Source organism: Sphingomonas sp. YR710 (assembly GCF_900101455.1).
Lineage (GTDB): Bacteria > Pseudomonadota > Alphaproteobacteria > Sphingomonadales > Sphingomonadaceae > Rhizorhabdus.
In genome coordinates this window covers 157877-182587 of the sequence record NZ_FMZJ01000005.1, presented here as the reverse complement: position 1 = coordinate 182587, position 24711 = coordinate 157877, and the positions used below count along the sequence as shown (strand labels likewise).

The window sequence follows — 24711 nt, the reverse complement described above, 5'->3', positions numbered from 1 at the left end:
GCGATGCAGCGAACGTTACCCGCGCAGCCGCGCGCCCGCTTTATCCGCAGCCTTCACGATCTGATCGGACAGCGTCTGCAGTTCGGCGTCGGTGAAGCTCTTTCCGCCCGGCTGCAACGTGACCTCAACCGCGACGGACTTGTCACCCTCCGGAACGCCATGCCCGGTAAAGATATCGAACAGCTTCACCGTCTGGATGAACGTCTTGTCAGCGCCGCGCACCGCGCGCAGCAGATCCTCGACAGAGCGGTCCGCCGCCATCAGGAAGGCAAAATCACGACGAACAGCCTGCAGGGCCGGCGGAGCATAGGCATCGCGCATATGGCCACCGCCCGCGCGCCGGGCCGGGATCGCATCGAGGAAGATTTCCGCCGCGATCACCGGCCCATCAAGATCGAAGGCCTTCGCCGTCAGCGGATGCAATTCGCCGAATTCGGCCAGAACGGTCTTTGGCCCCAAGCGCAATGTTGCGGAGCGGCCGGGATGATAGACAGTCGATAGCGCCGCCATCACCTGCAGCCGATCGGCCGGGGCGCCGGCCGCATCGAGCAGGCCAATCACCTCTGCCTTCGCATCGAGAGCATCGAACAAGGTCGCACGCCCCGAGCGCCAGTCACGCGGGCTCTTCTGGCCGGCGAGCACGAACCCCAGCGTGGCATGTTCGCCATCGGCCAGATAGCGCCGGCCGATTTCGAACAGCCGGATACTGTCGGCACCGCGATCGGTGTTGCGGCGCGCCGCCGCCAGCAGCCCCGGCAGCATCGATGGCCGCATCACCTTCAGATCGTCGCTGATCGGATTGGCCAGGGTCCAGCGCCCTCCTCCAAAGACCGCGGCTTCGCTTGTGCTGATGAAGCTCCAGGTCACCGCCTCGTTCAGCCCGCGGGCTGCGGCCGCACGGCGCGCGTTACGCTCGACGAGCTGGGATACCGTCGCGGTGGGATTGGCGACGCCCTCGGCGCGCGGCAACGGCGTCGACGGGATCGTATCGATGCCGACCATCCGCACAATTTCTTCGACCAGATCGGCCGCGCCGTCGATATCGCGCCGCCAGGATGGCACGCTGACGGTCCACACGGCATCGATGCCGAAGCCGAGTGCCGTCAGGATCGCGCGCTGCTTCTCCGGTGCCACCTTGATGCCCGCGAGCTTCTCGCTCAGCGCCGGATCGTAGCGCAAGGCCTTGCGGCCGGCCGGTGCCTCGCCAGCCTCAATGGCGGCAGTCGGCACGCCGCCGCACAGATCGACGACCATCTTCGTCGCCAGCGCCAGCCCGTCGGCCAGAAACGCGGGGTCGACACCACGTTCGAACCGGGTGCGCGCGTCGGAGGTCAAGGCCAGCTTCTGGCCGGTCCGCGCAATCGCCTCGGGGGTGAAATAGGCGCATTCGATCAGCACGTCGGTGGTCGCTTCGGTCACGCCCGAATGTTCGCCGCCCATGATGCCGCCAATGTCATGGACCGCCGCATCGTCGGCGATCACCGTCATCGTTTCGTCGAGCGCATAAGTCTTGCCGTTGAGCGCGAGCACCTGCTCACCGGGCCTCGCCTTGCGCGCGACCAGCGCACCTTCCAGCTTCGCCACATCATAGACGTGCAGCGGCCGCCCGAGATCGAGCATGATATGGTTGGTGATGTCGACAAGCGCCGAGATACTACGCTGGCCGACCGCTGTCAGCCGCCTGGCCAGCCAGTCGGGCGATGGGCCATTGGCAACGCCGCGAACGACGCGGCCGAAAAAAGCCGGGCAGCCATCGGGATCGTCGGTGCGGATCTCTACCGGGCAATCGCCGCCGATCTTGATCATCGGCGCGTGCAGCGGCTTGAGCGTACCGAGTCCCGCCGCGGCCAGATCGCGCGCGATACCGCGCACGCCCATGCAATCCTGCCGGTTCGGCGTGATCGCGACATCGATCACCGGATCGTTGAGCCCGGCCCAATCGGCATAGACCGCGCCGATCGGGGCGTCGGCCGGCAGATCGATGATCCCCTCATGCGCGTCGGACAGTTCGAGCTCGCGCATCGAACACATCATGCCGCGCGATTCGACACCCCGAATTGCGCTGATCTTCAGGGTGACGTCGAGGCCGGGCACATAATCGCCTGGCTGGCCGAGCACGCCCACCAGACCTGCGCGGGCATTCGGCGCTCCGCAGACGACCTGCAGTGGCGCATCTGCACCGACATCGACCGACAACACCTGCAATTTGTCCGCCTGCGGATGACGCTCGGCGCTGAGCACTTTCGCGATACGGAACGCGCCCAGCTTCTCGGCCGGATTATCGACACCCTCGACCTCGAGGCCGACCTTGGTCAGCCCTTCGAGGATCGCGTCGAGCGACGCAGCGGTTTCGAGATGCTCCTTGATCCAGCTTAAAGTGAACTTCATGCGCCGACTCCCCCGCTCAACGTGGGTACATCGAGGGCCGCGAAGCCATAATGGCGCAGCCAGCGCAGATCGCCATCGAAGAAGGCTCGCAGATCGTCCATGCCATATTTGAGCATCGCCAGCCGATCGATCCCGCAGCCGAAGGCGAAGCCCTGCCACTCTTCGGGATCGAGCCCGCACGCCGCGATCACCTTCGGGTGAACCATACCCGAGCCAAGAATCTCCATCCAGCCGCCATTGCCCGCCGCCGGATCGCCGCCGATCACGCGCCGGCCCTTGACCCAGGTGAAGCCGACATCGACCTCGGCCGACGGCTCGGTGAACGGGAAGAAGCTCGGCCGCAGGCGCAGGACGATATCATCACGCTCGAAATAGGCCTTCACGAAGGTCTCAAGCGTCCATTTGAGATGGCCCATATGGATGCCGCGATCGATCACCAGTCCTTCAACCTGATGGAACATCGGCGTGTGGGTGGCATCCGAATCGGAACGATAGGTGCGGCCAGGCGCGATGATCCGGATCGGCGGCGACTGGTTCATCATCGTGCGGATCTGCACCGGGGAGGTGTGCGTGCGCAGCAGCATCTTCTTCCCGTCTTTTTCATCGGGGAAATAGAATGTGTCATGCATCGCCCGCGCCGGGTGGGTCTCGGGAATGTTGAGCGCGGTGAAATTGTGCCAGTCATCCTCGATCTCGGGCCCGGTCGCGACCGCAAAGCCCAGATCGGCAAAGATTTCGGCGAGTTCGTCCATCACCTGGCTGACGGGATGCACCGAACCTTGCGGGCCGGTCGACACCGGCAGGGTCATGTCGAGCTTCTCGGTGGCCAGCTTGGCGTCCAGCGCTTCGGCTTCCAGCGCGGCCTTGCGCGCGGCGATCGCGTCGGCGACGGCAGCGCGCAAGCCCTGAATCGCCGGCCCCTGCACCTGCCGCTCCTCGGGCGACATGCCACCCAGCGTCTTGAGCAGACCGGTGATCGCCCCCTGCTTGCCCAACGCCTTCACCCGAATCGCCTCGAGCGCATCGAGATCGGCCGTGGCGATTTCGGCCATCAGGTCGGATTGAAGCTGTTCCACGTCTATCGACATCAATGTGTCCCGTTGTCCGCCGCGGCGGGAAGAAAGGTATCGGTCTTTGCCCTTTTACCGGTGAACCGATCGAAATAAGCGGAGTGCACGACCACTCCTAGTTGTGCCTCTCGCTTAGCCACATCGAAGGTACAGCTATGATGCAAAAAGGGCGTCCGGATGACATCCCCGACTTCCGCGGACAAAGCGGCCATCGCGGATTCCGGCCGACCATCGTCGCCAAGCATACGAATCTGCCGATGAGCATCGACAAGAAAGGCCCTCTCTCCAATTTGCCCACGGACATCGCTCGCAAATTCGATCAACACGCCAGAACCGTGAACGATGACACTAGACACGGCACATTCGTATTTTGCGACATCGGCATCGGCAATGCCTTGCTTCGCTTGGGCAAAACACGCCGTCCCCCCCCACATCGTCATCCCCGCGAAAGCGGGGACCCATGGACGGCGGCACGACCGATTTTCACGAACATCGCAACCGTGGGTTCCCGCTTTCGCGGGAATGACGGGGAGGGCGGGGTCTATCAGACCGTCAAAGCCGAAAAACCGAGCATCGTAACGGCGAGATCTTCCCATACCGGATTCGTCGTCTCGATCAGTTCGATTTTCCATGCCCTGCGCCATTTCTTGAGCCGCTTCTCCCGAAGAATCGCGGCTTCCATATCTTCATGCACCTCGAAGAACACGAGGCGCTTGACCCCGTACTCGCGGGTGAAGCCGGGGATCAAGCCTTCACGGTGTTCATAGATGCGTTTGGCTAGATCGGACGTGACACCGACGTAGAGAGTGCCGTGGCGCCGGCTCGCGAGAAGGTAGACGGCTGGCTGCTTTTCCAAGGCTTTCCTTACCCCAAGTCGTCATTCTCGCGAACGCGGGAACCCATGGACGGCGGCACGCTTCAACGCTCACGGGCCGTAACCGTGGGTCCCCGCGTTCGCGGGGATGACAATTATAAGGTGAATGGCGGAGTCACCAGCAACAAAAAAAAGGGCGCGGTGACCGTCGCCACCGCGCCCTTTTTCAAACCCTGTCTGCAAGGATCACGCCGCTACGCGGGCGCCTTCCGGAAGTGCGGCTTTCGCCTGGGCGATGATCGCCGAGAAGGCGCCGCCTTCGTGCATCGCCAGATCGGCCAGGACCTTGCGGTCGAGTTCGACGCCGGCCAGTTTCAGGCCGTGCATGAACACGCCGTAGGTCAGGCCTTCGGCGCGGACAGCGGCGTTGATGCGCTGGATCCACAGGGCGCGGAACGAACGCTTCTTAACCTTGCGGTCGCGATAGGCGTATTGCCCGGCTTTCTCCACCGCCTGCTTGGCAATGCGGATCGTGTTCTTGCGACGGCCATAATAGCCCTTCGCCTGTTCGAGTACCCGCTTGTGGCGGGCCTTGGTGGTTACACCACGTTTGACGCGTGCCATGCCTTATACTCCTCAGTTGAGACCGTAGGGCGCCCAGAGCTTGACCCGGCCGGTATCGGCCTCGGCCAGCACGCTGGTGCCGCGGTTCTGACGGATATACTTGGCGTTGTGGCTGATCAGGCGGTGGCGCTTGCCGGCCACGCCATGCTTCACATGGCCGTTGGCGGTGATCTTGAAGCGCTTCTTGACCCCGCTCTTGGTCTTGAGTTTGGGCATTTTCGTCTCCTGGTTAGCGACGTTTGCAGACAGCCACGGCAGCCCATACCGGCCGGACCATCCATCAAATCGCGGAAGCGCGGGCCTATAAGCAGGTTACCGGGGGATTGCAACCTCACGCGGAACCTTGCCGGCGGTGCCGGGTTCACAACCTCATGGTCGTTGAGCCTCACCCTGCGCTCGCCGTCCCGGACGAGCCCGTCAAAACGGCCCCGGAGCCGGGCCTAGCCGGCCGCGCTGCGTCGATCGTTGCCAGCCTGTGCGCGGTCATCGCGACGATCGTCGGGCTGATCGTGTTGGGCTGGTTCATCCTGTTCGTGACCAAGGGCCGGTTTCTCAAGCATGCCTTCGAATCCTATGCGAGCCGGACGCTGCAACGCGAGGTGAAGGTCGCCGGCGACTTCCAACTCTATTTCGATATCATCGATACGCACTTCCTGGCGGACGGCATGACGGTTTCGAACCCGATCTGGGCGTCGAAGCCCGATTTCTTCGACGCTCGCCATATCGAGGCGCGGATCAAGACGATTCCGCTGATCTTCGGCGAGCGCCGTGCCGACTGGCTGGTGCTGGACGGCGGCCGGGTCGATACCGAATGGGATGCGAGACGCCACAATACATGGACGTTCGGCGATCCCAACAAGAAGGGCAAACCCTTCCAGTTCCCGATCATCGGCAGCGCCGCCGTGAGCGACACACAGGTTCGCTACATCGATCCGGCGCTGCACCTGAAGACCGACGTCATCGTCGGCGATGTAGCCGCGGCCGGCACCACGATCACCGACAAGAAAGTGCCCTTCACCGGCACCGGCACATTGCGCGACAAGCCGTTCACGATGAACGGCGCGATCCTCTCGCCCAACAGCACGGTGACATTCGGCCGCACCACGCTCGACCTTCATGCGCGATCGGGACGAACTTTCCTCGACGTCAACGGCGTGCTGCCCAGAGCGACGCAGATCGAAGGATCCGACCTCAACCTGCGGGTACGGGGCCCCAACATCCGGCAATTGTTCGATTTCCTCGGGGTGGCCGCACCCGATACGCGCGGCTACACCTTCCGGTCGAAGCTGACCAAAGTTGGAGGCGAGTGGCGCTTCACGCGGATCATCGGCCGGTATGGCGCGAGCGATCTTGCCGGCAAGATGACGGTGTCCTTCCCGAACGAGCGGCTGTTCCTGGCGGCCGATCTGTCGTCGCGGCTGGTGGACATCATCGATGTCGGTCCGTTCATCGGCTATGAGCCCACCAAGCTGGCGACCCAGGGCGCGCAGGCGGCAGTCAAGCAGACCGGCGGCACCCCGCGCATATTGCCCGATGCGCCCTTACGCATCGAATCGATCCGGAATTACGACGCGCATGTGACCTACAAGGTCGCGCAGGTCCGCGCACCGCATGTGCCGATCTCCAATATCGACCTCACGCTCGATCTCGATCACAGCCTGCTGAAACTGTCGCCGCTGACGATGGACATGGCGGGCGGGCATTTGGCTTCCGACGTCTCGATCGATGCGCGGGTACCGGCAGTAATAACCGACTACGACATCCGGCTGTCGCCAACCCCGATGGGCAAATTGCTGTCCGGCTTCGGCGTCGAGCAATCGGGCACCACCGGCACGGTGAAGGCACGAGTCCAGATGAAGGGCACGGGAAATACGCTGCGCGAGTCGCTCGCCACGTCGAACGGCCGCATCGCGATCATTTTGCCTGCCGGTACCTTCTGGACCAAATATATCCAGCTTTCCGAATTCGATGTAGGCGTGTTCCTGCAGAAGCTGCTCCAGGACAAGCTCAAGAAGCCCGTGCAGATCAATTGCGGCCTGCTGGGCTTTACCGTCCGCAATGGCGTCGCCGCGGCCGATCCGATCCTGATCGATACCGACAAGAACGTGATGACGGCCAAGGGCGGCTTCAGCTTCAAGGACGAATCGCTCGATTTCGCCTTCCGTGCCTATGGCAAGAAGTTCAGCCTGTTTTCCGGTCAATCACCGATCGGCATCAAGGGCTATTTCGCACAGCCACGCCTCCAGATCCTCAGCTCGCAACTCCTGGCCCGCGCTGGCGTCGGCATCGGTCTGGGCCTTGTCGCCAGCCCGCTCGCGGTGGTGCTCGCCTTTGTGGATATCGGCAATGCCAAGGCGGCCGCCTGCGGGCCGGTATTGGCAGGCGCCACCTCAGCCGCCCAGCGCACCACCAAAGGCGACCCGCGCAAGGATCTCGGCAAGGTCAGTGAAAATCGCCAAAAGGCCGGCGATCGTAAGCAGTGAGGCGCGCGTCTCTTTGATCGCCCCCAACCATCGTCATCCCCGCGAAAGTGCAGACCCACGGACGGCGGCCCGCATGATATCGGAGTGCCCCGTGACGGTGGGTTCCCGCTTTCGCGGGAATAACGAATAGATATAGCGCCTAAGCCAGCAACGCCGCGACCTGATCGACGAGCGCCGGATCACCCGCAGCGATCACCTGCCCGCCGCTCGCAGCGCCCAGCGACCGCCCCTGCCAGTCACACATCCGCCCGCCCGCGCCTTCAACCACCGGCACCAGCGCCGCGAAATCGTATAGCTTGAGTCCCGCCTCGATCACCGCGTCGAGATGCCCGGACGCGACCAGCGCATAATTATGACAATCCCCACCCCATAAGGTGTCGCCGGCGGCCGCGCAGACAGTGTCGAACTTCGCTTTCTCGGCCGGCTGGAAATGAAGCGGGCCGGTCGTGGCGATGTGCGCCGCGGCAAGCGCACCGCACCTGCGGGTCTGCGCGACGACGCCATTGAGTGTGGTCGGTCGCCCCGCCGCGCCGAGCCAGCGATCGCGCGCGATCGGCTGGTCGATGATGCCGAGCACAGGCACCCCCTGCTCCATCAGCGCGACCAATGTTCCGAAGATCGGGCGACCGGCGATGAAGCTGCGCGTGCCGTCGATCGGATCGAGCACCCAGACCCGTTCGGCATCCTCACGCTCGCGGCCATATTCCTCGCCGATGATGCCGTCGCCGGGGCGCTCGCGGTTGATGATCGCGCGCATCGCGGCCTCGGCGGCGCGGTCGGCCTCGGTGACGGGCGAGGCATCGGCCTTGGTCTCGCGTTCGAAACGCGCGCGGAAAAAGGGGCGAATCGCGGCGCCGGCCGCGTCGGCCAGCCGTTCGGCGAGGCGGATGTCATCATCGGTCATCCCGCCTGCCGTAGCCGAGCGCGCGCGGATCGCATAGTCTTCCGATATGCTCGATTTCTCCCGGGTGATTCGCGTCGATACGCACGACGACGGCATCAACAGCTGGGAAATGGCACGCATCTCCGCGCCGCTGGCCGTCACCGGGCTGATCGACGGCTATTCGGATTATCATGAGCGGACCGCCAGCTTCTCGGTGCGGCGCGAGCTGCCGCATGCCGAGGGCGTGATGATCATCAATCTTGGGCCGCCGATCGCGATCACCGGCGGCGACGGCCAGATCCTGCGGCTCGGCCCGGCCGAAGCCTTTGTGGCCGGCATCCATCTGCGCCCGGCGCTTTCGCATTCGTGCGGGACGCAAGCCGGAATGCACGTCCACCTGCCGCTGCTCACCTTGCGGCGGCTACTCGGCATTCCGATGAATGAGATGATCGACCGCGTCGTGCCGCTCGACGCCCTGCTGGGCCAGGAGGCGAGAACACTGGGAATTGCGCTGGTCGAGGCCAGGACGCGCGCGGAGCGGATCGCATTGCTCGATGCGGCCCTGATCCGGCGGCTCGCGCGGTGCGCGCCGGCCCGTGCCGATCAGTTCCATGCGCTGGCGCTGCTACGATCGCGACCCGAGCTCGACATCGCCGAGATCGCGCGGGAGATCGGCTGGAGCCGCAAGCATCTCGCCAACCGGATCCGCGACGCGACCGGCGTCGGCCCGCGCAGTTATCGCCGGCTGCTCCGTTTTTCGCGACTGTCCGCGGCAATCGGCACGGCGCCCGACTGGGCCGCGCTGGCCGCCGACATCGGCTATTGCGACCAATCGCACCTGATCCGCGAATTCGGCGAGTTTGCGGGGATGACGCCGACGCAGTTCATCGCGCGGTCGCTTGGCCATGGCGGCGGGCTAATCGAACAATAGGTTCGTTTGATCCAATACAGCGGCATGCGGGCGGATTATGATCGGCGCAGCCTCAACGGAGACCGCCATGACCGACAAGCAATCCTTGATCCCGTGCCTGCGCTATGAAGATGCGCCCGCCGCGATCGACTTCCTGTGCCGCGCGTTCGGCTTCGAGCGCCATGTCATCTATGCCGATCCCGCTGATCCGACGATCATCCACCATGCCCAACTGATGCTGAACGGTAGCATGGTGATGCTGTCATCCGCACGCAACGACCCGGGGGCCGACATCTACCGCTGGCGGACCCCGAAGCAGGCCGGCGGGGTCACGGTGTGCGTCGCCGCGATCATCGACGATCCCGACGCCCATTACGCCCGCGCCAGGGCCGAGGGCGCCGACATCGTCACCGAGCCGCATGACAATGAGGGCTATCCGGGGCGGAGCTACAATGTCCGCGACCCGGAGGGTAATGACTGGGACTTCGGGACTTATGATCCGTGGGCGGTTGGGGTGTGAAGGAGTGACTTTAAATTCCTCCCCGGAACGGGGAGGAATTATTGATGATCAGTCGAACAGGCTCGACACAGAACTCTCGTCCGCGATTCGCTTGATCGCCTCGCCCAGCAGCGGGGCGATCGTCAGCAGGCGGATCTTTTTGGCGTCGATCACCGCCTCCGGTACACCGATCGAATCGGTGATTACTAGTTCGGTGAGCGCCGAACCCTCGACGCGCGCGACCGCGCCGCCCGACAGCACGCCGTGGCTGACATAAGCGACGACATCCTCGGCGCCGGCCTGCCGCAGCGCCGCGGCCGCATTGCACAGCGTGCCCGCCGAATCGACGATATCGTCGACGAGAATGCAGAAGCGGCCCGAGACATCGCCGATGATGTTCATCACCTCCGATTCGCCCGGCCGTTCACGCCGCTTGTCGACAATCGCCAGCGGGGCGTTGTCGAGCCGCTTGGAAAGCGCGCGGGCGCGGACCACGCCACCGACGTCGGGCGAGACCACCATCAGGTTGCGCCCCGCAAAACGCGCCTGGATGTCCGCCGACATCACCGGTGCGGCATAAAGATTGTCGGTCGGGATATCGAAGAAGCCCTGGATCTGGCCGGCATGGAGATCGACCGAAAGCACGCGGTTGGCACCCGCCGTCTCGAGCAGGTTCGCCACCAGCTTGGCGGAAATCGGCGTACGCGGACCGGGTTTGCGATCCTGCCGGGCATAGCCGAAATAGGGAATGACCGCGGTGATGCGGCGCGCCGACGAACGCTTCAGCGCATCGATGCAGATCAGCAACTCCATCAGATTGTCGTTCGCCGGATAGCCGGTCGACTGGATCACGAACACATCCTCGCCGCGGACATTTTCATGAATCTCGACGAACACCTCTTCGTCGGCAAAGCGCCGTACGCTCGCATCGGTGAGCGGGGTTTCGAGATAGCCGGCAATGGCCTTGGCGAGCGGCATATTCGAATTGCCGGTGAGAAGTTTCATGACGGTCCCCTGGGTCGACGTCGCGGTCAGCGTTTCGGGGCCTCTTAGTCGTAAGGTTGTGATCGGGAAAGGGGGTCGTGAGACAGGCGCACGGCAGCGAGTGATCGGCCTCCATCGAACAGTTGCCCACCGCGGAGATTGTACAGACCGAAATCGCATTTGTGTCTGTACGAGCCGGGCCGGGAATGCCAGGGATCATCAAAAAGCGCGAGACTTTTGCGTCACCCTGCTAGAGGGCGCCCCATGACGATCACCACCCGTTTCGCCCCCTCGCCCACCGGCCGGCTGCATGTCGGCAATATCCGGGCCGCGCTTCATAACTGGATGTGGGCGCGCAAGGCGGGCGGGCGTTTCCTGTTGCGGCTCGACGATACCGACCTCGAACGATCGACCCAGGAATATGCGCAGGCGATTCGCGCCGATCTCGACTGGCTTGGTCTCACACCAGATGATGCCGTGCGCCAGTCCGATCGCTTCGCGCTCTATCAGGCGCGATTCGACGCATTGCAGGCCGCGGGGCGGGTCTATCCCTGTTACGAAACCGCGCAGGAGCTCGATCTCAAGCGCAAGATCCTCGCCGGGCGCGGGCTTCCTCCGGTCTATGATCGCGCGGCGCTGACGCTGAGCGATGCCGATCGCGCCGCCTTTGCGGCCGAAGGGCGGACGCCGCACTGGCGCTTCCTGCTCAATCATGACAGCCCGATCGCGTGGGACGATCTGATCCGCGGGCCCCAGCAACTCGATCCGAAGCTGATGTCCGATCCGGTGATCCGGCGCGCCGACGGCAGCTGGCTCTATATGCTGCCCAGCGTGATCGACGACATCGATATGGGTGTGACTCACGTCGTGCGCGGCGAGGATCATGTCACCAATACCGGGCTGCAATTGCAGATGTTCGCGGCCCTCGACGCGCCGGCGCCATCTTTCGCCCATGAGGCGCTGCTGACCGGGACCGAGGGCAAGCTGTCGAAGCGGCTGGGATCGTTGGGGTGTGACACCTTTCGCGAGGAAGGCATCGAGCCGATGGCGATCATCGCATTGCTCGCCCGAATCGGCACGAGCCTGCCGGTCGAGCCCGTCGCCGACCCCGCGCCGCTGATCGACAGTTTCGATTTTGCCCGCTTCGGCCGCGCACCCGCGCGGTTCGACATGGAGGAACTGAAAGCGCTCAACGCGCGCATCCTGCACGTCACCGACCACGCGGCGGTGGCCGGCCGGCTGCCGGCCGGCATGGACGAGCAGGCCTGGCTGACGATCCGGCCGAACCTGCACATTATCGCCGAAGCCGCCGACTGGTGGGCGGTGGTCGAAGGACCCGTCGAGGGCTGGGCCGCGCCGGAAGATCATGATTTCCTCGAACAGGCCGCGTCGCTTGCGGCGTCGCTCGACTGGACGGATGGACCGTGGAAGGCGCTGACCGGCGCACTGGGCGCCACCACCGGGCGGAAGGGCAAGGGCCTGTTCCTGCCGCTGCGCCTTGCGCTGACAGGGCGCGAACATGGGCCGGACATGAACGCGATGCTCGGCCTCATCGGCAAGGATCGCGCGGTCGCGCGACTGCGAGAGGCCGTTACGAAATCCGCCGATCAGTAACGATTGGACGGCGCAACCAGGCCAACGATCAGATAGAGGATGATCGTCGAGCCGAAGCCGCAGATGGTGAGCAGCACCGTGGCGATGCGGATCAGCATCAGATCGATGCCGCTATAATCGGCCAGACCGGCGCAAACGCCCATGATCTTGGCATCGCGCTTGTTGAGACGGAACGAATTGGACATGGCAATTTCCCTTTGCGGACGTTGGGGTGATCAGAGCAAAGTCGGACGGCAGCTGTCGACGGTGTGAGACGAAGCGGCATTGGCCGGGGCCAGCGCGGCGGTGAGGCAGGCCAGGCTCATCAACAATCCGCCGGCCAACGCCAGAACGATCCTCTTGGCATCGCTGGAGGTGAAATCGAACATCGTCTTGCTCCCTTGGTGATCATGCCCGCGCTACCGCGGTGAATGTCCGATGTTCTGCATGAGCCGTGCCAAATGGACGGAACTAAGATTTTTCTACGTTTCGGCGTTATTTACGCTGCTCAAATGCGAATTTTTCGCAAATGATTGGGATAATCTCCCGAGTCAGCTTAGCATTATTCGCTAACTTGAAAAATTTCAGCGCTGAAATAAATTCGCTGCCACTCCAGAATGATATGATGTACCATCGCGACTGCGAGCCACCACAGAGTGCCGCACCGATAGGAGATCGTCATGGAGCATGAAGGCTTTCTCGATACCCGCAAACCCCACACCCTCACCCTCGGCCTGATCATCGCCGGCCACGTAGCCGTACTGGCGGCGATCATTCTGGCACCGGCGCAGCAATATGTCCGGATCACCTGGCTTCCCACACCGCTGATTCCCATCCACGAACCGCCGCCACCGCCCGAAAGCAAACCGCAACACGAGCACCGCGCGCAAAAAGCGCTGCCAGCCCGCCCCTTCGATCAACCGGTGAAGGTTGATCCCATATTACCACCAAAGGGACCGGATCCTGTCGATGTAGACGCCCGGCCGCGAACAGCGGGCAACGGCGCGACGGATACGGTTATCGCTCCAAAACTCGATCCGGTAACAAGGCCCGCCACAATCGATCCATCCGCGAGCGGCCGCTTTCAGCCCGATTATCCGCCGTCGCTGGTCCGTGCAGAGATTGAAGGCACCGCTACGGTGCGCATCCTGATAGGCACGGACGGCCAGGTAAAACAGGTCGAGCTGGTATCGGCCACCAATCCCGCCTTCTTCGATGCCACCCGCAAACAGGCGCTCCGCTACTGGCGTTTTCGCCCCGCCACGACCGACGGCATGCCCACCGAAAGCTGGCGGGTGATGACCGTGAAGTTCCACCTCGAAAGCTGAAATCCATATTCCGGCGCGCCGATGGGCTGGCGCGCCGGGCATTTGCACCGTATTTAGCGGGTCATGGCTCTTCCCCGTCCCGCTTCCCCCCGCACCCTCTGGGCCGATCTTCGCGCCTTTGCGGCCGGGCAGGATCGTACCAAATTGATGCTCGGCCTGCTCGCGGCGATGATGCCCGTGATCATCGTCTATGGTTTCATGCGCGACACGCGCGGCCTGGCGCCGAAGGGCCCGAAAATCATCTATGTCGAAGGCTGGCGCGCCGATCGCAGCGACGAGGTGATCAAAAAGGAACAGATCGCCGATCAGAAGATCCGCGACGCCGCCAAGCTCGAACGACAACGTTCTTACCAGCGGCTGGCGAAACAGCTCGGCATTGAATAGTTCGGTGTCCGCCGACGATCGGCGCTTCATGACCGCCGCGATCGCATTATCGCAACGCGGGCGCGGTCGGACGGCACCCAATCCCCCGGTGGGCTGCATCATCGTGCGGGACGACCGCGTCATCGGGCGCGGCTGGACCCAGCCCGGCGGGCGACCACATGCCGAAGCGCATGCGATCGAACAGGCCGGAGCGGCGGTCGAAGGCGCCACGATCTATGTCACGCTCGAGCCCTGCGCCCATGTCTCGGCGCGGGGCCCCGCCTGTGCAGATCTGCTTGTGGCGGCTCGCCCCGCGCGCGTCGTTATCGCCGCCGGCGATCCGGATCCGCGCACCAACGGCCAGGGCATCGATCGCCTGCGCGCCGCTGGCATCATTGTCGTAGACGGCATCGAAGCGGATGCCGCGCGCGCCGCGATGGCTGGCTTTTTCGCGCGCCAGACATGGGGCCGCCCCTATGTAACGCTCAAGTTCGGTCTATCGATCGACGGCCGGATCGCTCTGCCCGACGGATCGAGCCGCTGGATCACCGGCCCGGTCGCCCGTGCCCATGCCCATGTCGAACGCGCGCGGAGCGACGTGATTCTGGTCGGGCGCGGCACGCTCGAAGCGGACCGCCCCGCGCTCGACGTGCGGCTCCCCGGCCTCGAGGAGCGCTCGCCGCGCCGCGCCGTGCTTGGCCGTGGGATCGCCCCCGATGGCTGGATCGCCTTGCCGGCGCCGCAGGATATCGCAGCGATCGATGCTTGCGATCATGTGCTGATCGAAGGCGGGGCCGGCGCGGCAACCGCCTTTCTGAAGGCCGATCTGGTCGACAGGCTGCTCATTTACCGCGCACCAATCCTGATTGGTAATGGCCTGCCGGCGATCGGCGATATCGGCCTCACCGAGCTCGCCGACGCGCATGGACGCTGGCACCATAAGGAGTCGCGGGCGCTTGGCAGCGACCGGCTGGACGGCTACCACCGGACCCGGAGTTAGCGCACACTATGTTTACCGGGATCATTACCGACATCGGCACGATCATGGCCGTCGAAATGCGGGGTGACATGCATGTCCGCATCGGTTGCACCTATGACACGGACGATATCGACATCGGAGCGTCGATCGCCTGTTCCGGTGCCTGTATGACGGTGGTCGAAAAGGGCGCGGGCTGGTTCGCGGTCGACGTGTCGCATGAGAGCGTGTCACGAACGGCGCGCGACCATTGGGCCGCCGGGAGCCGGCTCAACCTCGAACGCGCGCTCAAGGTGGGCGACGAACTCGGCGGCCATATCGTTACCGGCCATGTCGACGGCATCGGCCGCATCACATCGATCAGCGATGACGGCGATTCGCACCGTTTCGAAATCGATGCCCCGCGCGCGCTGGCTCCCTATCTGGCACCCAAGGGGTCGATTACCGTCGATGGCATCTCATTGACGGTGAACGGCGTCACCGATCTGCCCGACGGCAGCGTGCGCTTCGGGTTGAACATCATTCCGCACACGTCGGCGGTCACGACCCTGGGCTCGGCCACCGCCGGTGACGAGATCAACCTCGAGATCGATGTGCTCGCACGCTATCTTGGCCGGATGGAACAGTTGCGCAATCACACTGTAGTGTGATTTTATTATTTTCAGCCTGCTTATGATGTGATAATTGCGGCAATCATGAGCACATCCCTTATCGAGCGCGTCCGCGCTGCCGTTGCCGAAGGCGGCTTTTCCCGTTCGGGCCTTGCGCGCGCCGCGGGGCTCCACCCCAATTCGCTGCGGTCGATCGACGATCCCGAGTGGAACCCGACAGCGGACACATTGCGCAAACTACAAACCTATCTCGATTCGCCGGGCCTGACGCCGATCGAGGAGATCATCAACGAAGCCCGCAACGGCCGGATGTTCATCCTCGTCGACGACGAGGACCGCGAGAATGAAGGCGATCTCGTCATTCCCGCGCAAATGGCGACGCCGGATGCGATCAACTTCATGGCCAAGCACGGCCGGGGGCTGATCTGCCTGTCGCTGACCCGCGAGCGCGTCGAGCAGCTGGGGCTCGACCTGATGAGCCGCAATAACGGCACCCGCCACGAAACCGCCTTCACCGTCTCGATCGAGGCACGCGAAGGCGTGACGACGGGCATTTCGGCGGCAGATCGCGCGCGGACGGTCGCTGTCGCGATCGATGCCGGCAAAGGCCCCGAACATATCGTTACGCCGGGCCACGTCTTTCCATTGGTCGCACGCGACGGTGGCGTGCTGGTGCGCACCGGCCATACCGAGGCGGCGGTCGATGTCGCCCGACTCGCGGGGCTCAATCCTTCGGGCGTGATCTGCGAGATCATGAAGGACGATGGCACGATGGCGCGGATGGACGATCTCCTCGTCTTCGCGCAGACGCACGGGCTGAAGATCGGCACCATCCGCGACCTGATCGCCTATCGCCGCCAATATGATCATCTGGTTGAAAAGCGTGCCGAAACCCGCTTCACCAGCAAATGGGGCGGCGACTGGACGGCGATGACCTTCTACAACAAGGCGACCGGAACCGAGCAGATCGCCCTGACCAAGGGCAAGATCGATCCGGACAAGGCGACTTTGGTCCGGATGCATACGACCTCGATGCTGACCGACACGTTCGGTGAAATCAATCCGCGTAGCGACCTGCTCGCCCGATCGATGGAAATGATCGCCGAAGAGGGCGCCGGCGTGATCGTCGTGATAAATCGCGCGGCGGCCGGATGGATGTCCCGCGCCTTCGCCGCTCGCAACACGCCTCACCCGGATGCAGGCCTGATGGAGGAGCTGCGCGACTATGGCGTCGGCGCCCAGATCCTCACCGAACTCGGCGTACAGGACATGATCCTGCTCACCAATACGCACCACACGCTGATCGGGCTGGACGGCTACGGCCTGTCGATCGTTGGCGAACGCCCCATCCTTCCAGCCGGAGCCCAATGATGGCCAAGATCCTTATCGTCGAAGCCCGATTCTACGACCATCTGAATGACATGCTGCTCGACGGCGCCCGTACCGCGATCGAGGAGGCGGGGCACAAACATGAAACCGTCACCGTCCCCGGCGCGCTGGAAGTCCCCGGCGCGATCGCCATGGCCGCCGAGACGGGCCGCTACGACGCGTTCGTCGCGTTGGGCGTCATCATCCGGGGCGAAACTTATCATTTCGAGGTCGTCTCGAACGAAAGCGCGCGCGGGCTGATGGCATTGTCGATGGACGCGCTTGCGATCGGCAACGGCATCCTCACCGTCGAGAATGAGGCACAGGCGCTGGCCCGTGCCCGCCGGTCGGAAAAGGACAAGGGCGGCGACGCGGCGAAGGCCGCCATCGCGATGCTGGCGCTGAAAGAACGGTTCGGCGCCTAAGCCGATCTTTCGATCAGGGGACAGCATGATCCTCCGACCTGGCGAGAAGACCATCCGAATTGCCCGATCAACGACACACGCACGCCGCGGCAGACTTGCCGAAGCAGACCAAGCCGGCGGCGTTTCTGGCGATGCTGCTGGCGAACGTCGCGCTGGCCTTCGGGCCCACGCTGGTCAGAATGGCGCAAGTGTCGCCGATCGGCTCGGGCTTCTGGCGGCTCGCTCTGGCTGCCCCCGTCCTGTTGCTGCTCACGGTGGGCACGCGCCAGCCAATCCCACGAATGCCCCGAAAATTGTGGGCTTGGCTCCTGATTGGCGGCATCTTCTTTGCGGCCGATCTCGCGGCGTGGCACATCGGGATCGTCCGCACGAAATTGGCCAATGCCGCCCTCTTCGCCAATCTGACGACGTTCACCTTCGCGGCTTACGGCCTGATCATCGCGCGCAGCTTGCCGACTCGCAGCCAGGTTGTGGCGCTCGTCCTGGCTGCAATCGGGACGATCGTGCTGATCGGCCGATCCTATGAATTGTCGCCCCAATATCTGATCGGCGATCTGCTCTGCATCACCGCCGGCCTGTTCTATACCGGCTACCTTATCGCGATCGAGAAAGTGCGCGGGGTTCTGGCGCCGCTGCCTGCGCTGGCGATTTCCACGCTGACCGGACTACTGCCCTTATGGCTTTTTGCGTGGGGCGCCGGACAGGAAATCTGGCCGCGCAGCTGGGGGCCGCTGGTGCTGCTTGCGCTGGGCAGCCAAGTGATCGGGCAGGGTTTGCTGGTCTATGCGGTTGGCAGATTGCCGCCACTGGTGGTCGGGATGGGCTTCCTGATCCAGCCGCTGATGGGTGCGGTCCTGGGAAGCACCTTATATGGCGAACAACTCGGACCTGCCGATATGATCGGCGGTATGGCGGTCGCGGCGGCGCTGGTACTCGCGCGGCGCGGCTCCGCTGCACCGCTGGCAAATCGCTCGGCAAGAGATTAGGGAAGGCGCATGACGGCTCCGATCGATATGACGCTGGACGAATTGCGCGATTCCGCGGCACCGCTGCTGCCCGCTTATGCCGTGTTCGATGGGTGGAGCGATGTTGCGCTGGCTGGCGCCGCCACCGCACTCGGCGTCCCGGCCGACCGGCTGAAATTATGCTTTCCCGGCGGCGCGATCGCGATGATCGACAGCTGGTTCGCAGCGATCGACCGCGCGATGATCGATGCCTTCCCGCCCGAGCGAATCGCCACGATGAAGATTCGCGAGCGGATCCGGTCGCTGGTCTGGACCCGCATCGAGCTGGCCAGCACACATGCCGATGCGTGGCGGCGCGCTTTTTCGATATTGGCGCGGCCCGCCCACGCCGCGCACGCGGCCCGACTCGGCTGGCGTGCCGCCGACCTGATCTGGCGGACAGCCGGCGATACCAGCACCGATTTTGCGCACTATACGAAGCGTGCGACGCTGGCCGCGGTCTATGGCGCCACCATGCTCGCCTGGATCGACGATGACAGCGAGGGTTTCGCCGATACCCGCGCCTTTCTCGACCGTCGCATCGAAGGCGTGATGCGGTTCGAAAAGTTCAAGGCCCAATTGCTGCCGTCCGGCGACCATCATTTCAGTCCGGCGCGCTTTCTGGGGCGGCTTCGTTACCCGGCAACATGACGCTGGTATTTTTGAAGCGCTAATGATAATGAATCGCAGCATGGAGATTGATGTCATCACGCCGAGCGTTTCGCTCGACAAATTGCCGCTCAACAAAGCTGCGCGAATCCTTTCGATCGGCTGGTCGATGCTTCGTGAAAAAGATGCGAAACGGCTGCGAGAGCTGGGCGTCGACGTCGGCGTCGCGATCGAGAAATTGCACCGCGGTCCATTCGGACTCGATCCGATCGCCTGCCGAATCGGCCGGATGACCGTCGCCCTGCGCAGCGCGCAGGCGGCGTCGATCATGGTGGAGCCGATCCCGCAACCATGAACGCCGCGCCCTTGATCGCACTTGTCGGCAATCCCAATGCCGGCAAGAGCGCCTTGTTCAATGCCCTGACCGGCGCCCGGCAAAAGGTCGGTAATTATCCGGGTGTCACGGTCGAGCGGAAATCTGGGCGGCTGAGCCTTGCCGACGGCCGCCCGGTCGAACTGATCGATCTGCCCGGCACCTACAGCCTCGAGCCGTCGAGTCCAGACGAAGCCGTTACCCGCGATGTCCTGCTCGGCAAGCAGGCCGGTGAGCGGCTGCCGTCGGCGATGGTGGTGGTGGTGGACGCCGCCAATCTCGACAATCATCTGCGCTTCACCCTGCAGCTGATCGCGCTGGGCCTGCCGATCGTCGTCGCGCTCAACATGATCGACATGGCCGAACGCGACGGGCTGAAGATCGATGCGGCAAAGCTATCGGCGGAGCTGGGGGTTCCCGTAATCCCCACCGTTGCCGTCCGTCGCAAGGGGATCGATGATCTGAAGGCGGCGATCGGGCTCATCGCCACCGGCGGTCCGCGCATCTTCAGCGGCGACGCCCGCGCGCTCGATCAGGACGTCATCACCTTGCAGCGGCGCGCCCGCGCGATCGCCGTGGCGGCGACCACCGAGGAAAATTTTCGCCGCCGCTGGACGCACCGTGCCGATGCCGTGGCCCTGCATCCGCTGATCGGACCGCTTCTGCTGGGTGCAATCCTGTTCGTGATGTTCCAGGCTGTTTTCGCCTGGTCGCAGGCGCCGATCGGCTGGATCGAGGGCGCCTTCGCCGCGATTTCGCAAGGTGTGGCGCAACTGCTGCCCCAGGGCGTGCTGCGATCTCTGATCGTCGATGGCATCATCGCCGGCGTCGGATCGGTCGTCGTGTTCCTGCCGCAGATCCTGATCCTGTTCTTCTTCATCCTGCTGCTCGAGGCATCGGGCTATATGGTGCGGGCCGCTTTCCTGATGGACCGGCTGATGGCCAGCGTCGGCCTGTCCGGGCGGGCGTTCATTCCGTTGCTGTCGTCCTTCGCCTGCGCAATCCCCGGAATCATGGCGACCCGGACGATCGACGACCCCAAGGATCGCCTGACCACGATCCTGATCGCCCCGCTGATGACCTGTTCGGCCCGGCTTCCCGTCTATGCGGTGATCATCGGCGCGTTCATCCCCGCGCGAACGGTTGGTCCCGGGATTGGCCTGCAAGGACTGGTGCTGTTCGGCCTCTACATCACCGGCATTGTCTCGGCGATGGTGGCATCGCTGGTCATCCGCCGGACGGTCGCACGCGGCGATAGCGCGGGGTTCATGATGGAAATGCCCAAATATCAAATGCCGGCCTGGCGCGATGTCGTGCTTGGCCTCTGGCAGCGGGCGATGATATTCCTCAAGCGCGCCGGCACGCTGATCCTCGCGGCAACGATCCTGTTATGGGCGTTGCTGTCATTCCCCAAGGCACCCGAGGGGCAGAGCCAGGTGCAATATTCGGCCGCCGGCCGGATCGCCGACGGGCTGGCCTTCATCGTTCGGCCAATCGGTTTCAATCATGAGATGGCCCTCGCGATCATTCCCGCCATGGCCGCGCGCGAAGTGGCGGTGTCAGCGCTCGCTACCGTCTATTCGATCGAGAACAATGATGATGAAAATGCCGTCAAAAAGACGCTGATTCAGCGGCTGCAGGGGCGATGGTCGCTGCCGACGGCACTGGCCTTCCTGATCTGGTTCGTATTCGCGCCCCAATGCCTGTCGACGATCGCTGTGATGCGGCGCGAGACCAACGGATGGAAATGGCCCGCTTTCGCCTTAGCCTATCTGTTCGCCCTGGCCTATATCGGCGCAGGACTTACCTTCTGGACGGCGACAGCGATCGGATTGTAGGACTCGCGCCGCGCGATTGATTCGCTATATGTTCTCATCAACAAAGGCTCGGTCGAGGATTCGATCGGGCTTTCATCGCATTTTATCGGGAGATTTCGATGGCGGGCAGCGTGAACAAGGTGATCCTGGTCGGCAATCTGGGCCGCGATCCCGAATCGCGCAGCTTCCAGAATGGCGGCAAGGTGGTGAACCTGCGCATCGCGACATCGGAAAGCTGGAAGGATCGCGCCACCGGTGATCGCAAGGAAAAGACCGAATGGCATTCGGTGGCGATCTTCAACGAGGCGCTGGCGGGCATTGCCGAACGCTATCTGCGCAAGGGCAGCAAAGTCTATCTCGAAGGCGCGCTGCAGACCCGCAAATGGACCGATGCGCAGGGGCAGGAACGCTATTCAACCGAGGTCGTTCTTCAAGGCTTCAACGCGGTCATGGTCCTCCTCGATCGGCCAGATGGCGGCTCCTCGGGCGGCTCCGGCAGCAGCGGCGGCAGTTGGGGAGACGATGATGGCGGCTATGGTGGCGGCGCGAGCAGCTTCGGCGGCGGATCGCGCAGTGCCGCAGCGCCCGCAGCCCGCAAGCCCAATCCGTTCGACAGCGATCTCGACGACGACGTGCCATTCTGAGGCTCGCTTTGCAGTGCATATTCGGCGGCTTTTCGAGCGGGAAATCCGCTTGATCGCCCACGTCGTGCGGCGATCATCGCGCGGTACGCAGTATTGCCGAACAGGTGGAGCCAGATGAACGCGCGACGATCCGGCACGCTGGTGACACAGGAACCATTCCTGCGGTCGCCACCCTTTCCCGGAACAGCAACAGCCATCGCGGCGGTCAGTTCGCCTCGAGCGCGTCCGGGCAAGCGCAAGGCATTGATCGATGCCGAACGGGATCGCGCACTCCGCGTCGCCGATCTGATCGTCGCCGAACGGGTCGGCGGTCGTTTCTGGGGCAGCCAACAGCCATCGGAAGAGAGCTGCGATCCCTGGTCGCGGACCGACTCGCTTTCGTCCGTGTGCGTCGACGGAAATGACGAGCTCGGCTTCGTCGCATGGTTGCGCGGGATCGACGTAAAGTGGCTGAACGCCGGCACCTATGCCGATCATCATCGCGATGATGGCCACGATAGCCTCGCGCGCGCCATCACCGCGCTGCTGATTGATGGCGTGACTTATCGAGACCCTTATTCAGGAAACGCGATCACCATTGAGGAAGCGATTGCGCAGCTCGCCTTCTGGCGACGCACGATCGATCGCAACCGCGGCCTCGCTGCTGCCACGGGAATCGCCGGCTGGAAGCAACGCGAAGTGGAAGCCATGTTATGGCCGGGCAGCGAAGGGCTGCATTTCACGCGCAGCGCCGGCGTCGCCGTTCGTTACGCCGCGGCGCGAAACGGCGCCGTCGCCGTATGGCCAACGCGGGCACCGAAGGGGCTTGATGCCTTGGCCGAAGCAGATGGCGTCGCCGTCCATCCGGTCGAAGACGGCTTTCTGCGCTCGTCCGGTCTCGGCAGCGATTGCCATCCGCCGCATTCGATCATCCTCGATCGCAGCGGACTCCATTTCGATCCCCGCCAGCCCAGCGATCTGGAACTTATGATTGCCGCACCGATCGACGATCCGGCTCTGCTTGCCCGTGCCGACCGACTGGCGCGGACGATCGTGGAAACTGGCGTCAGCAAATATTCGAGCAGCCGTGCGCCCTTCGCAAGGCCCGAGACCGATCGAAAGGTCGTGCTCGTCACAGGACAGGTCGAGGATGATCTCTCGGTGCGACTGGGTGCCGCCGGGGTCCGTGGCAACCTCGACCTCATCATCCGCGCCCGCAAAGCCGAGCCGGACGCCTTTCTGATCTTCCGGCCACATCCGGATGTCGACGCCGGGCATCGCAGGGGCCGGATCGAGGATTGGGACGCATTGCGTCATGTCGATATGGTCGAACGCGGAGCGTCGATCGCATCGATCCTGGAAGTTGTTGATTCCGTCCACGTATTGACCTCGCTCACGGGGTTCGAAGCGCTGCTTCGCGATTGCGAGGTTGTGACCCACGGCTATCCCTTCTACGCTGGCTGGGGCTTGACGCGCGATCTGGCGCCGCCCATTGATCGACGTCGGGCGAGGGCAGTATCGAGGGCACAATTGGTGGCTGCAGCGTTGATCCTTTACCCCCGCTACCTCGATCCCGTCACAAAATTGCCATGTCCGCCCGAAGTGCTGATCGAGCGCCTTGCGGCCCAACCGGTTCCGCAGGAAACCTTGCTGACCCGCCTCCGCAAGGTTCAGGGTCGCATTCGCCGTGGCCTGGCCGGCGCGAGGACGCCGGCATGATGCATGGCGTCGCCTCCAAGCAGCGCTTCCTGTTCCTGCAGGGGCCACCCGGCCCGTTTTTCTTTCGCCTCGGGCTGGCATTGCGCGATCTGGGACACGCCGTTCACCGCATCAATCTCAACGGCGGTGATCAATCGGTCTGGCCCGGCGCAGCGATCAATTATACCGGGACCGCGGATCGCTGGCCGAGCTTCGTCGATACGTTCCTGGTCGAAAACCGGATCAGCGACATCGTCCTGTTCGGCGATTGCCGTCCGCTGCACAATGCCGCACGCGGCATGGCGCGGTTGCGCGGCATACGCGTGCATGTGTTTGAAGAAGGCTATATCCGGCCCAATTGGGCCACGCTCGAACTCGATGGTGTCAACGGCCATTCGACATTACCTCGCGATCCCGAATGGTTCATCGCGGCCGCCCGTGATTTACCGCCGCTGGGCGAACACGCACCGGTCCCTGCCACGTTCCGCCGACGCGCGCGAGAGGCCACCGCTTATTATGCGAGCACATTTTTACGCACATGGCGGTTCCCGCATTATCGCTCGCATCGCGACCGATCGGCAGCCGCGGAAGCGTTGGGCTGGCTCAAGCAACTCGCTTTGCGCAAGCTGCATCAGGGGCAGGCCGAAGCCACGCTCGCAAAGCTTGCCGGCAAAAGCTATTTCGCATTGCCTCTGCAACTGTCATCCGATCACCAGATCCGCATCCATTCGCCGTTTCGGTCGATGGAAGCCGGCGCAAGCTATGTCATCGAGAGCTTTGCCCGGGCGGCACCCAGCGACACGATGCTGCTCATCAAGGAGCATCCGCTGGACAATGGCCTGTTCAGTTGGGGGCGCTTTATCGGCCAGGAAGCGGCACGCCTGAAGGTGAGCGACCGCGTGCTTTTTGCCAAGGGCGGCGATATCGAGACAATCGTAACCGGCTCGCTTGGCGTGGTGACGGTCAACAGCACCACCGGCACATTGGCGCTGGCGTCAGGAATTCCCGTCGCCGCGCTTGGCCATGCCGTCTATAATATCCCCGGCGTCACCTTCAGCGGCCCACTCGACAGTTTCTGGGCGAATCCGCCAGCCCCCGATCCCGAAACATGGGATAGTTTCTGCCGCGTGCTGCAGGCGCGCTGCCTGATTTATGGTGGCTTTGCCAGCGACGAAGGAATTGCCCTGCTTATCGCAGGTGCGATCGCGCGGATGTTGAACCTGTCCGAGATGGTGAAGATTCACGCATCACCATCGTAGCTGCCGCAA

The 24711-nt window shown here is 63.7% G+C and carries 27 protein-coding genes; 17 read left to right on the top strand and 10 right to left on the bottom strand.

Annotation, left to right across the window (positions count from 1 at the left end; translation table 11 throughout):
• Nucleotides 1–15 precede the first annotated feature (15 nt).
• The 6 genes from pheT to rpmI all read right to left on the bottom strand — a co-directional run bounded on the left by pheT (nt 16) and on the right by rpmI (nt 5112).
• Nucleotides 16–2388 carry a phenylalanine--tRNA ligase subunit beta gene (pheT, locus tag BLS13_RS08190; protein ID WP_093451246.1) on the bottom strand — a complete coding sequence of 791 codons (2373 nt, stop codon included), beginning with the start codon at nt 2386–2388 and terminating at the stop codon, nt 16–18.
• Entirely contained in the window at nt 2385–3476 is a 1092-nt protein-coding gene (gene pheS / locus BLS13_RS08185) for a phenylalanine--tRNA ligase subunit alpha (RefSeq protein ID WP_093451244.1), read from the bottom strand. The genes pheT and pheS overlap by 4 nt, the downstream gene beginning before the upstream one ends.
• The gene (locus BLS13_RS08180) at nt 3476–3892 is read right to left on the bottom strand and encodes a hypothetical protein (protein ID WP_093451243.1); all 417 of its coding nucleotides are present in this window, start codon (nt 3890–3892) and stop codon (nt 3476–3478) included. The genes pheS and BLS13_RS08180 overlap by 1 nt, the downstream gene beginning before the upstream one ends.
• 110 nt (nt 3893–4002) lie before the next feature.
• A complete protein-coding gene (locus BLS13_RS08175; RefSeq protein WP_093451242.1) occupies nt 4003–4314 on the bottom strand; it encodes a GIY-YIG nuclease family protein in 312 nt (103 codons plus the stop codon).
• A gap of 204 nt (nt 4315–4518) precedes the next feature.
• Nucleotides 4519–4896, bottom strand: coding sequence for a 50S ribosomal protein L20 (gene rplT / locus BLS13_RS08170; RefSeq protein ID WP_037524701.1), 378 nt, complete (start codon nt 4894–4896; stop codon nt 4519–4521).
• Between the two features lie 12 nt (nt 4897–4908).
• The gene (rpmI, locus tag BLS13_RS08165; protein ID WP_037524703.1) at nt 4909–5112 is read right to left on the bottom strand and encodes a 50S ribosomal protein L35; all 204 of its coding nucleotides are present in this window, start codon (nt 5110–5112) and stop codon (nt 4909–4911) included.
• A gap of 155 nt (nt 5113–5267) precedes the next feature.
• On the opposite strand from rpmI, the gene BLS13_RS08160 reads away from it, so the two are divergent.
• Nucleotides 5268–7379 carry an AsmA family protein gene (locus BLS13_RS08160; RefSeq protein ID WP_093451240.1) on the top strand — a complete coding sequence of 704 codons (2112 nt, stop codon included), beginning with the start codon at nt 5268–5270 and terminating at the stop codon, nt 7377–7379.
• Nucleotides 7380–7518: 139 nt separating this feature from the next.
• Here BLS13_RS08160 and hisN read toward each other — a convergent pair whose 3' ends face one another.
• Nucleotides 7519–8283, bottom strand: a complete 765-nt coding sequence (hisN, locus tag BLS13_RS08155) for a histidinol-phosphatase (RefSeq protein ID WP_093451239.1) — start codon at nt 8281–8283, stop codon at nt 7519–7521.
• A 46-nt stretch (nt 8284–8329) separates the two neighbouring features.
• Here hisN and BLS13_RS08150 point away from each other — a divergent pair, with 46 nt between their 5' ends.
• Both BLS13_RS08150 and BLS13_RS08145 read left to right on the top strand, forming a co-directional pair.
• Nucleotides 8330–9193, top strand: coding sequence for a helix-turn-helix domain-containing protein (locus tag BLS13_RS08150; protein ID WP_093451237.1), 864 nt, complete (start codon nt 8330–8332; stop codon nt 9191–9193).
• Between the two features lie 67 nt (nt 9194–9260).
• The gene (locus BLS13_RS08145; protein WP_093451372.1) at nt 9261–9692 is read left to right on the top strand and encodes a VOC family protein; all 432 of its coding nucleotides are present in this window, start codon (nt 9261–9263) and stop codon (nt 9690–9692) included.
• 48 nt (nt 9693–9740) lie between these two features.
• On the opposite strand, the gene BLS13_RS08140 is transcribed toward BLS13_RS08145, so the two are convergent.
• The gene (locus BLS13_RS08140) at nt 9741–10676 is read right to left on the bottom strand and encodes a ribose-phosphate pyrophosphokinase (RefSeq protein WP_037524872.1); all 936 of its coding nucleotides are present in this window, start codon (nt 10674–10676) and stop codon (nt 9741–9743) included.
• Between the two features lie 243 nt (nt 10677–10919).
• On the opposite strand from BLS13_RS08140, the gene gltX reads away from it, so the two are divergent.
• Entirely contained in the window at nt 10920–12269 is a 1350-nt protein-coding gene (gene gltX, locus BLS13_RS08135) for a glutamate--tRNA ligase (RefSeq protein WP_093451236.1), read from the top strand.
• Here gltX and BLS13_RS08130 read toward each other — a convergent pair.
• Together BLS13_RS08130 and BLS13_RS20645 are read right to left on the bottom strand one after the other, a co-directional pair.
• On the bottom strand, nt 12263–12454 hold the full coding sequence (locus BLS13_RS08130; protein ID WP_037524708.1) for a PspC domain-containing protein: 192 nt from the start codon (nt 12452–12454) through the stop codon (nt 12263–12265). The genes gltX and BLS13_RS08130 overlap by 7 nt on opposite strands.
• A gap of 30 nt (nt 12455–12484) precedes the next feature.
• Nucleotides 12485–12637, bottom strand: coding sequence for a hypothetical protein (locus BLS13_RS20645; RefSeq protein ID WP_176943488.1), 153 nt, complete (start codon nt 12635–12637; stop codon nt 12485–12487).
• Nucleotides 12638–12928: 291 nt separating this feature from the next.
• Between BLS13_RS20645 and BLS13_RS08125 the strand changes: the two genes are divergently transcribed.
• The 13 genes from BLS13_RS08125 (at nt 12929) to BLS13_RS08065 (ending at nt 24702) form a co-directional block, all read left to right on the top strand.
• On the top strand, nt 12929–13576 hold the full coding sequence (locus tag BLS13_RS08125) for an energy transducer TonB (protein ID WP_093451234.1): 648 nt from the start codon (nt 12929–12931) through the stop codon (nt 13574–13576).
• A gap of 63 nt (nt 13577–13639) precedes the next feature.
• Nucleotides 13640–13960, top strand: a complete 321-nt coding sequence (locus BLS13_RS08120; RefSeq protein WP_037524714.1) for a hypothetical protein — start codon at nt 13640–13642, stop codon at nt 13958–13960.
• Nucleotides 13961–13964: 4 nt separating this feature from the next.
• Complete coding sequence (ribD, locus tag BLS13_RS08115) at nt 13965–14939, top strand: bifunctional diaminohydroxyphosphoribosylaminopyrimidine deaminase/5-amino-6-(5-phosphoribosylamino)uracil reductase RibD (protein WP_256325762.1); 975 nt, start codon at nt 13965–13967, stop codon at nt 14937–14939.
• A gap of 8 nt (nt 14940–14947) precedes the next feature.
• Entirely contained in the window at nt 14948–15565 is a 618-nt protein-coding gene (locus tag BLS13_RS08110; RefSeq protein ID WP_093451233.1) for a riboflavin synthase, read from the top strand.
• 45 nt (nt 15566–15610) lie between these two features.
• Nucleotides 15611–16897, top strand: coding sequence for a 3,4-dihydroxy-2-butanone-4-phosphate synthase (gene ribB / locus BLS13_RS08105; RefSeq protein ID WP_093451231.1), 1287 nt, complete (start codon nt 15611–15613; stop codon nt 16895–16897).
• Nucleotides 16897–17319, top strand: a complete 423-nt coding sequence (gene ribH / locus BLS13_RS08100) for a 6,7-dimethyl-8-ribityllumazine synthase (RefSeq protein ID WP_037524874.1) — start codon at nt 16897–16899, stop codon at nt 17317–17319. The genes ribB and ribH overlap by 1 nt, the downstream gene beginning before the upstream one ends.
• A gap of 95 nt (nt 17320–17414) precedes the next feature.
• Nucleotides 17415–18305 carry a DMT family transporter gene (locus BLS13_RS08095; protein WP_256325761.1) on the top strand — a complete coding sequence of 297 codons (891 nt, stop codon included), beginning with the start codon at nt 17415–17417 and terminating at the stop codon, nt 18303–18305.
• 9 nt (nt 18306–18314) lie between these two features.
• Nucleotides 18315–18974 (top strand): COQ9 family protein, encoded by a 660-nt coding sequence (locus BLS13_RS08090; protein ID WP_093451230.1) that lies wholly within the window; start codon nt 18315–18317, stop codon nt 18972–18974.
• Nucleotides 18975–19014: 40 nt separating this feature from the next.
• Nucleotides 19015–19287 carry a FeoA family protein gene (locus BLS13_RS08085; RefSeq protein ID WP_256325760.1) on the top strand — a complete coding sequence of 91 codons (273 nt, stop codon included), beginning with the start codon at nt 19015–19017 and terminating at the stop codon, nt 19285–19287.
• Nucleotides 19284–21143: a ferrous iron transporter B gene (locus BLS13_RS08080; protein ID WP_093451227.1), complete on the top strand. Its 1860-nt coding sequence runs from the start codon at nt 19284–19286 to the stop codon at nt 21141–21143. Before BLS13_RS08085 ends, BLS13_RS08080 begins: the two co-directional genes overlap by 4 nt.
• A 98-nt stretch (nt 21144–21241) precedes the next feature.
• A complete protein-coding gene (gene ssb, locus BLS13_RS08075; RefSeq protein ID WP_093451225.1) occupies nt 21242–21766 on the top strand; it encodes a single-stranded DNA-binding protein in 525 nt (174 codons plus the stop codon).
• Nucleotides 21767–21880: 114 nt separating this feature from the next.
• Nucleotides 21881–23464: a capsular polysaccharide export protein, LipB/KpsS family gene (locus BLS13_RS08070; protein WP_093451224.1), complete on the top strand. Its 1584-nt coding sequence runs from the start codon at nt 21881–21883 to the stop codon at nt 23462–23464.
• Nucleotides 23461–24702 (top strand): capsule biosynthesis protein, encoded by a 1242-nt coding sequence (locus BLS13_RS08065; protein ID WP_093451222.1) that lies wholly within the window; start codon nt 23461–23463, stop codon nt 24700–24702. Before BLS13_RS08070 ends, BLS13_RS08065 begins: the two co-directional genes overlap by 4 nt.
• Nucleotides 24703–24711: the final 9 nt, after the last annotated feature.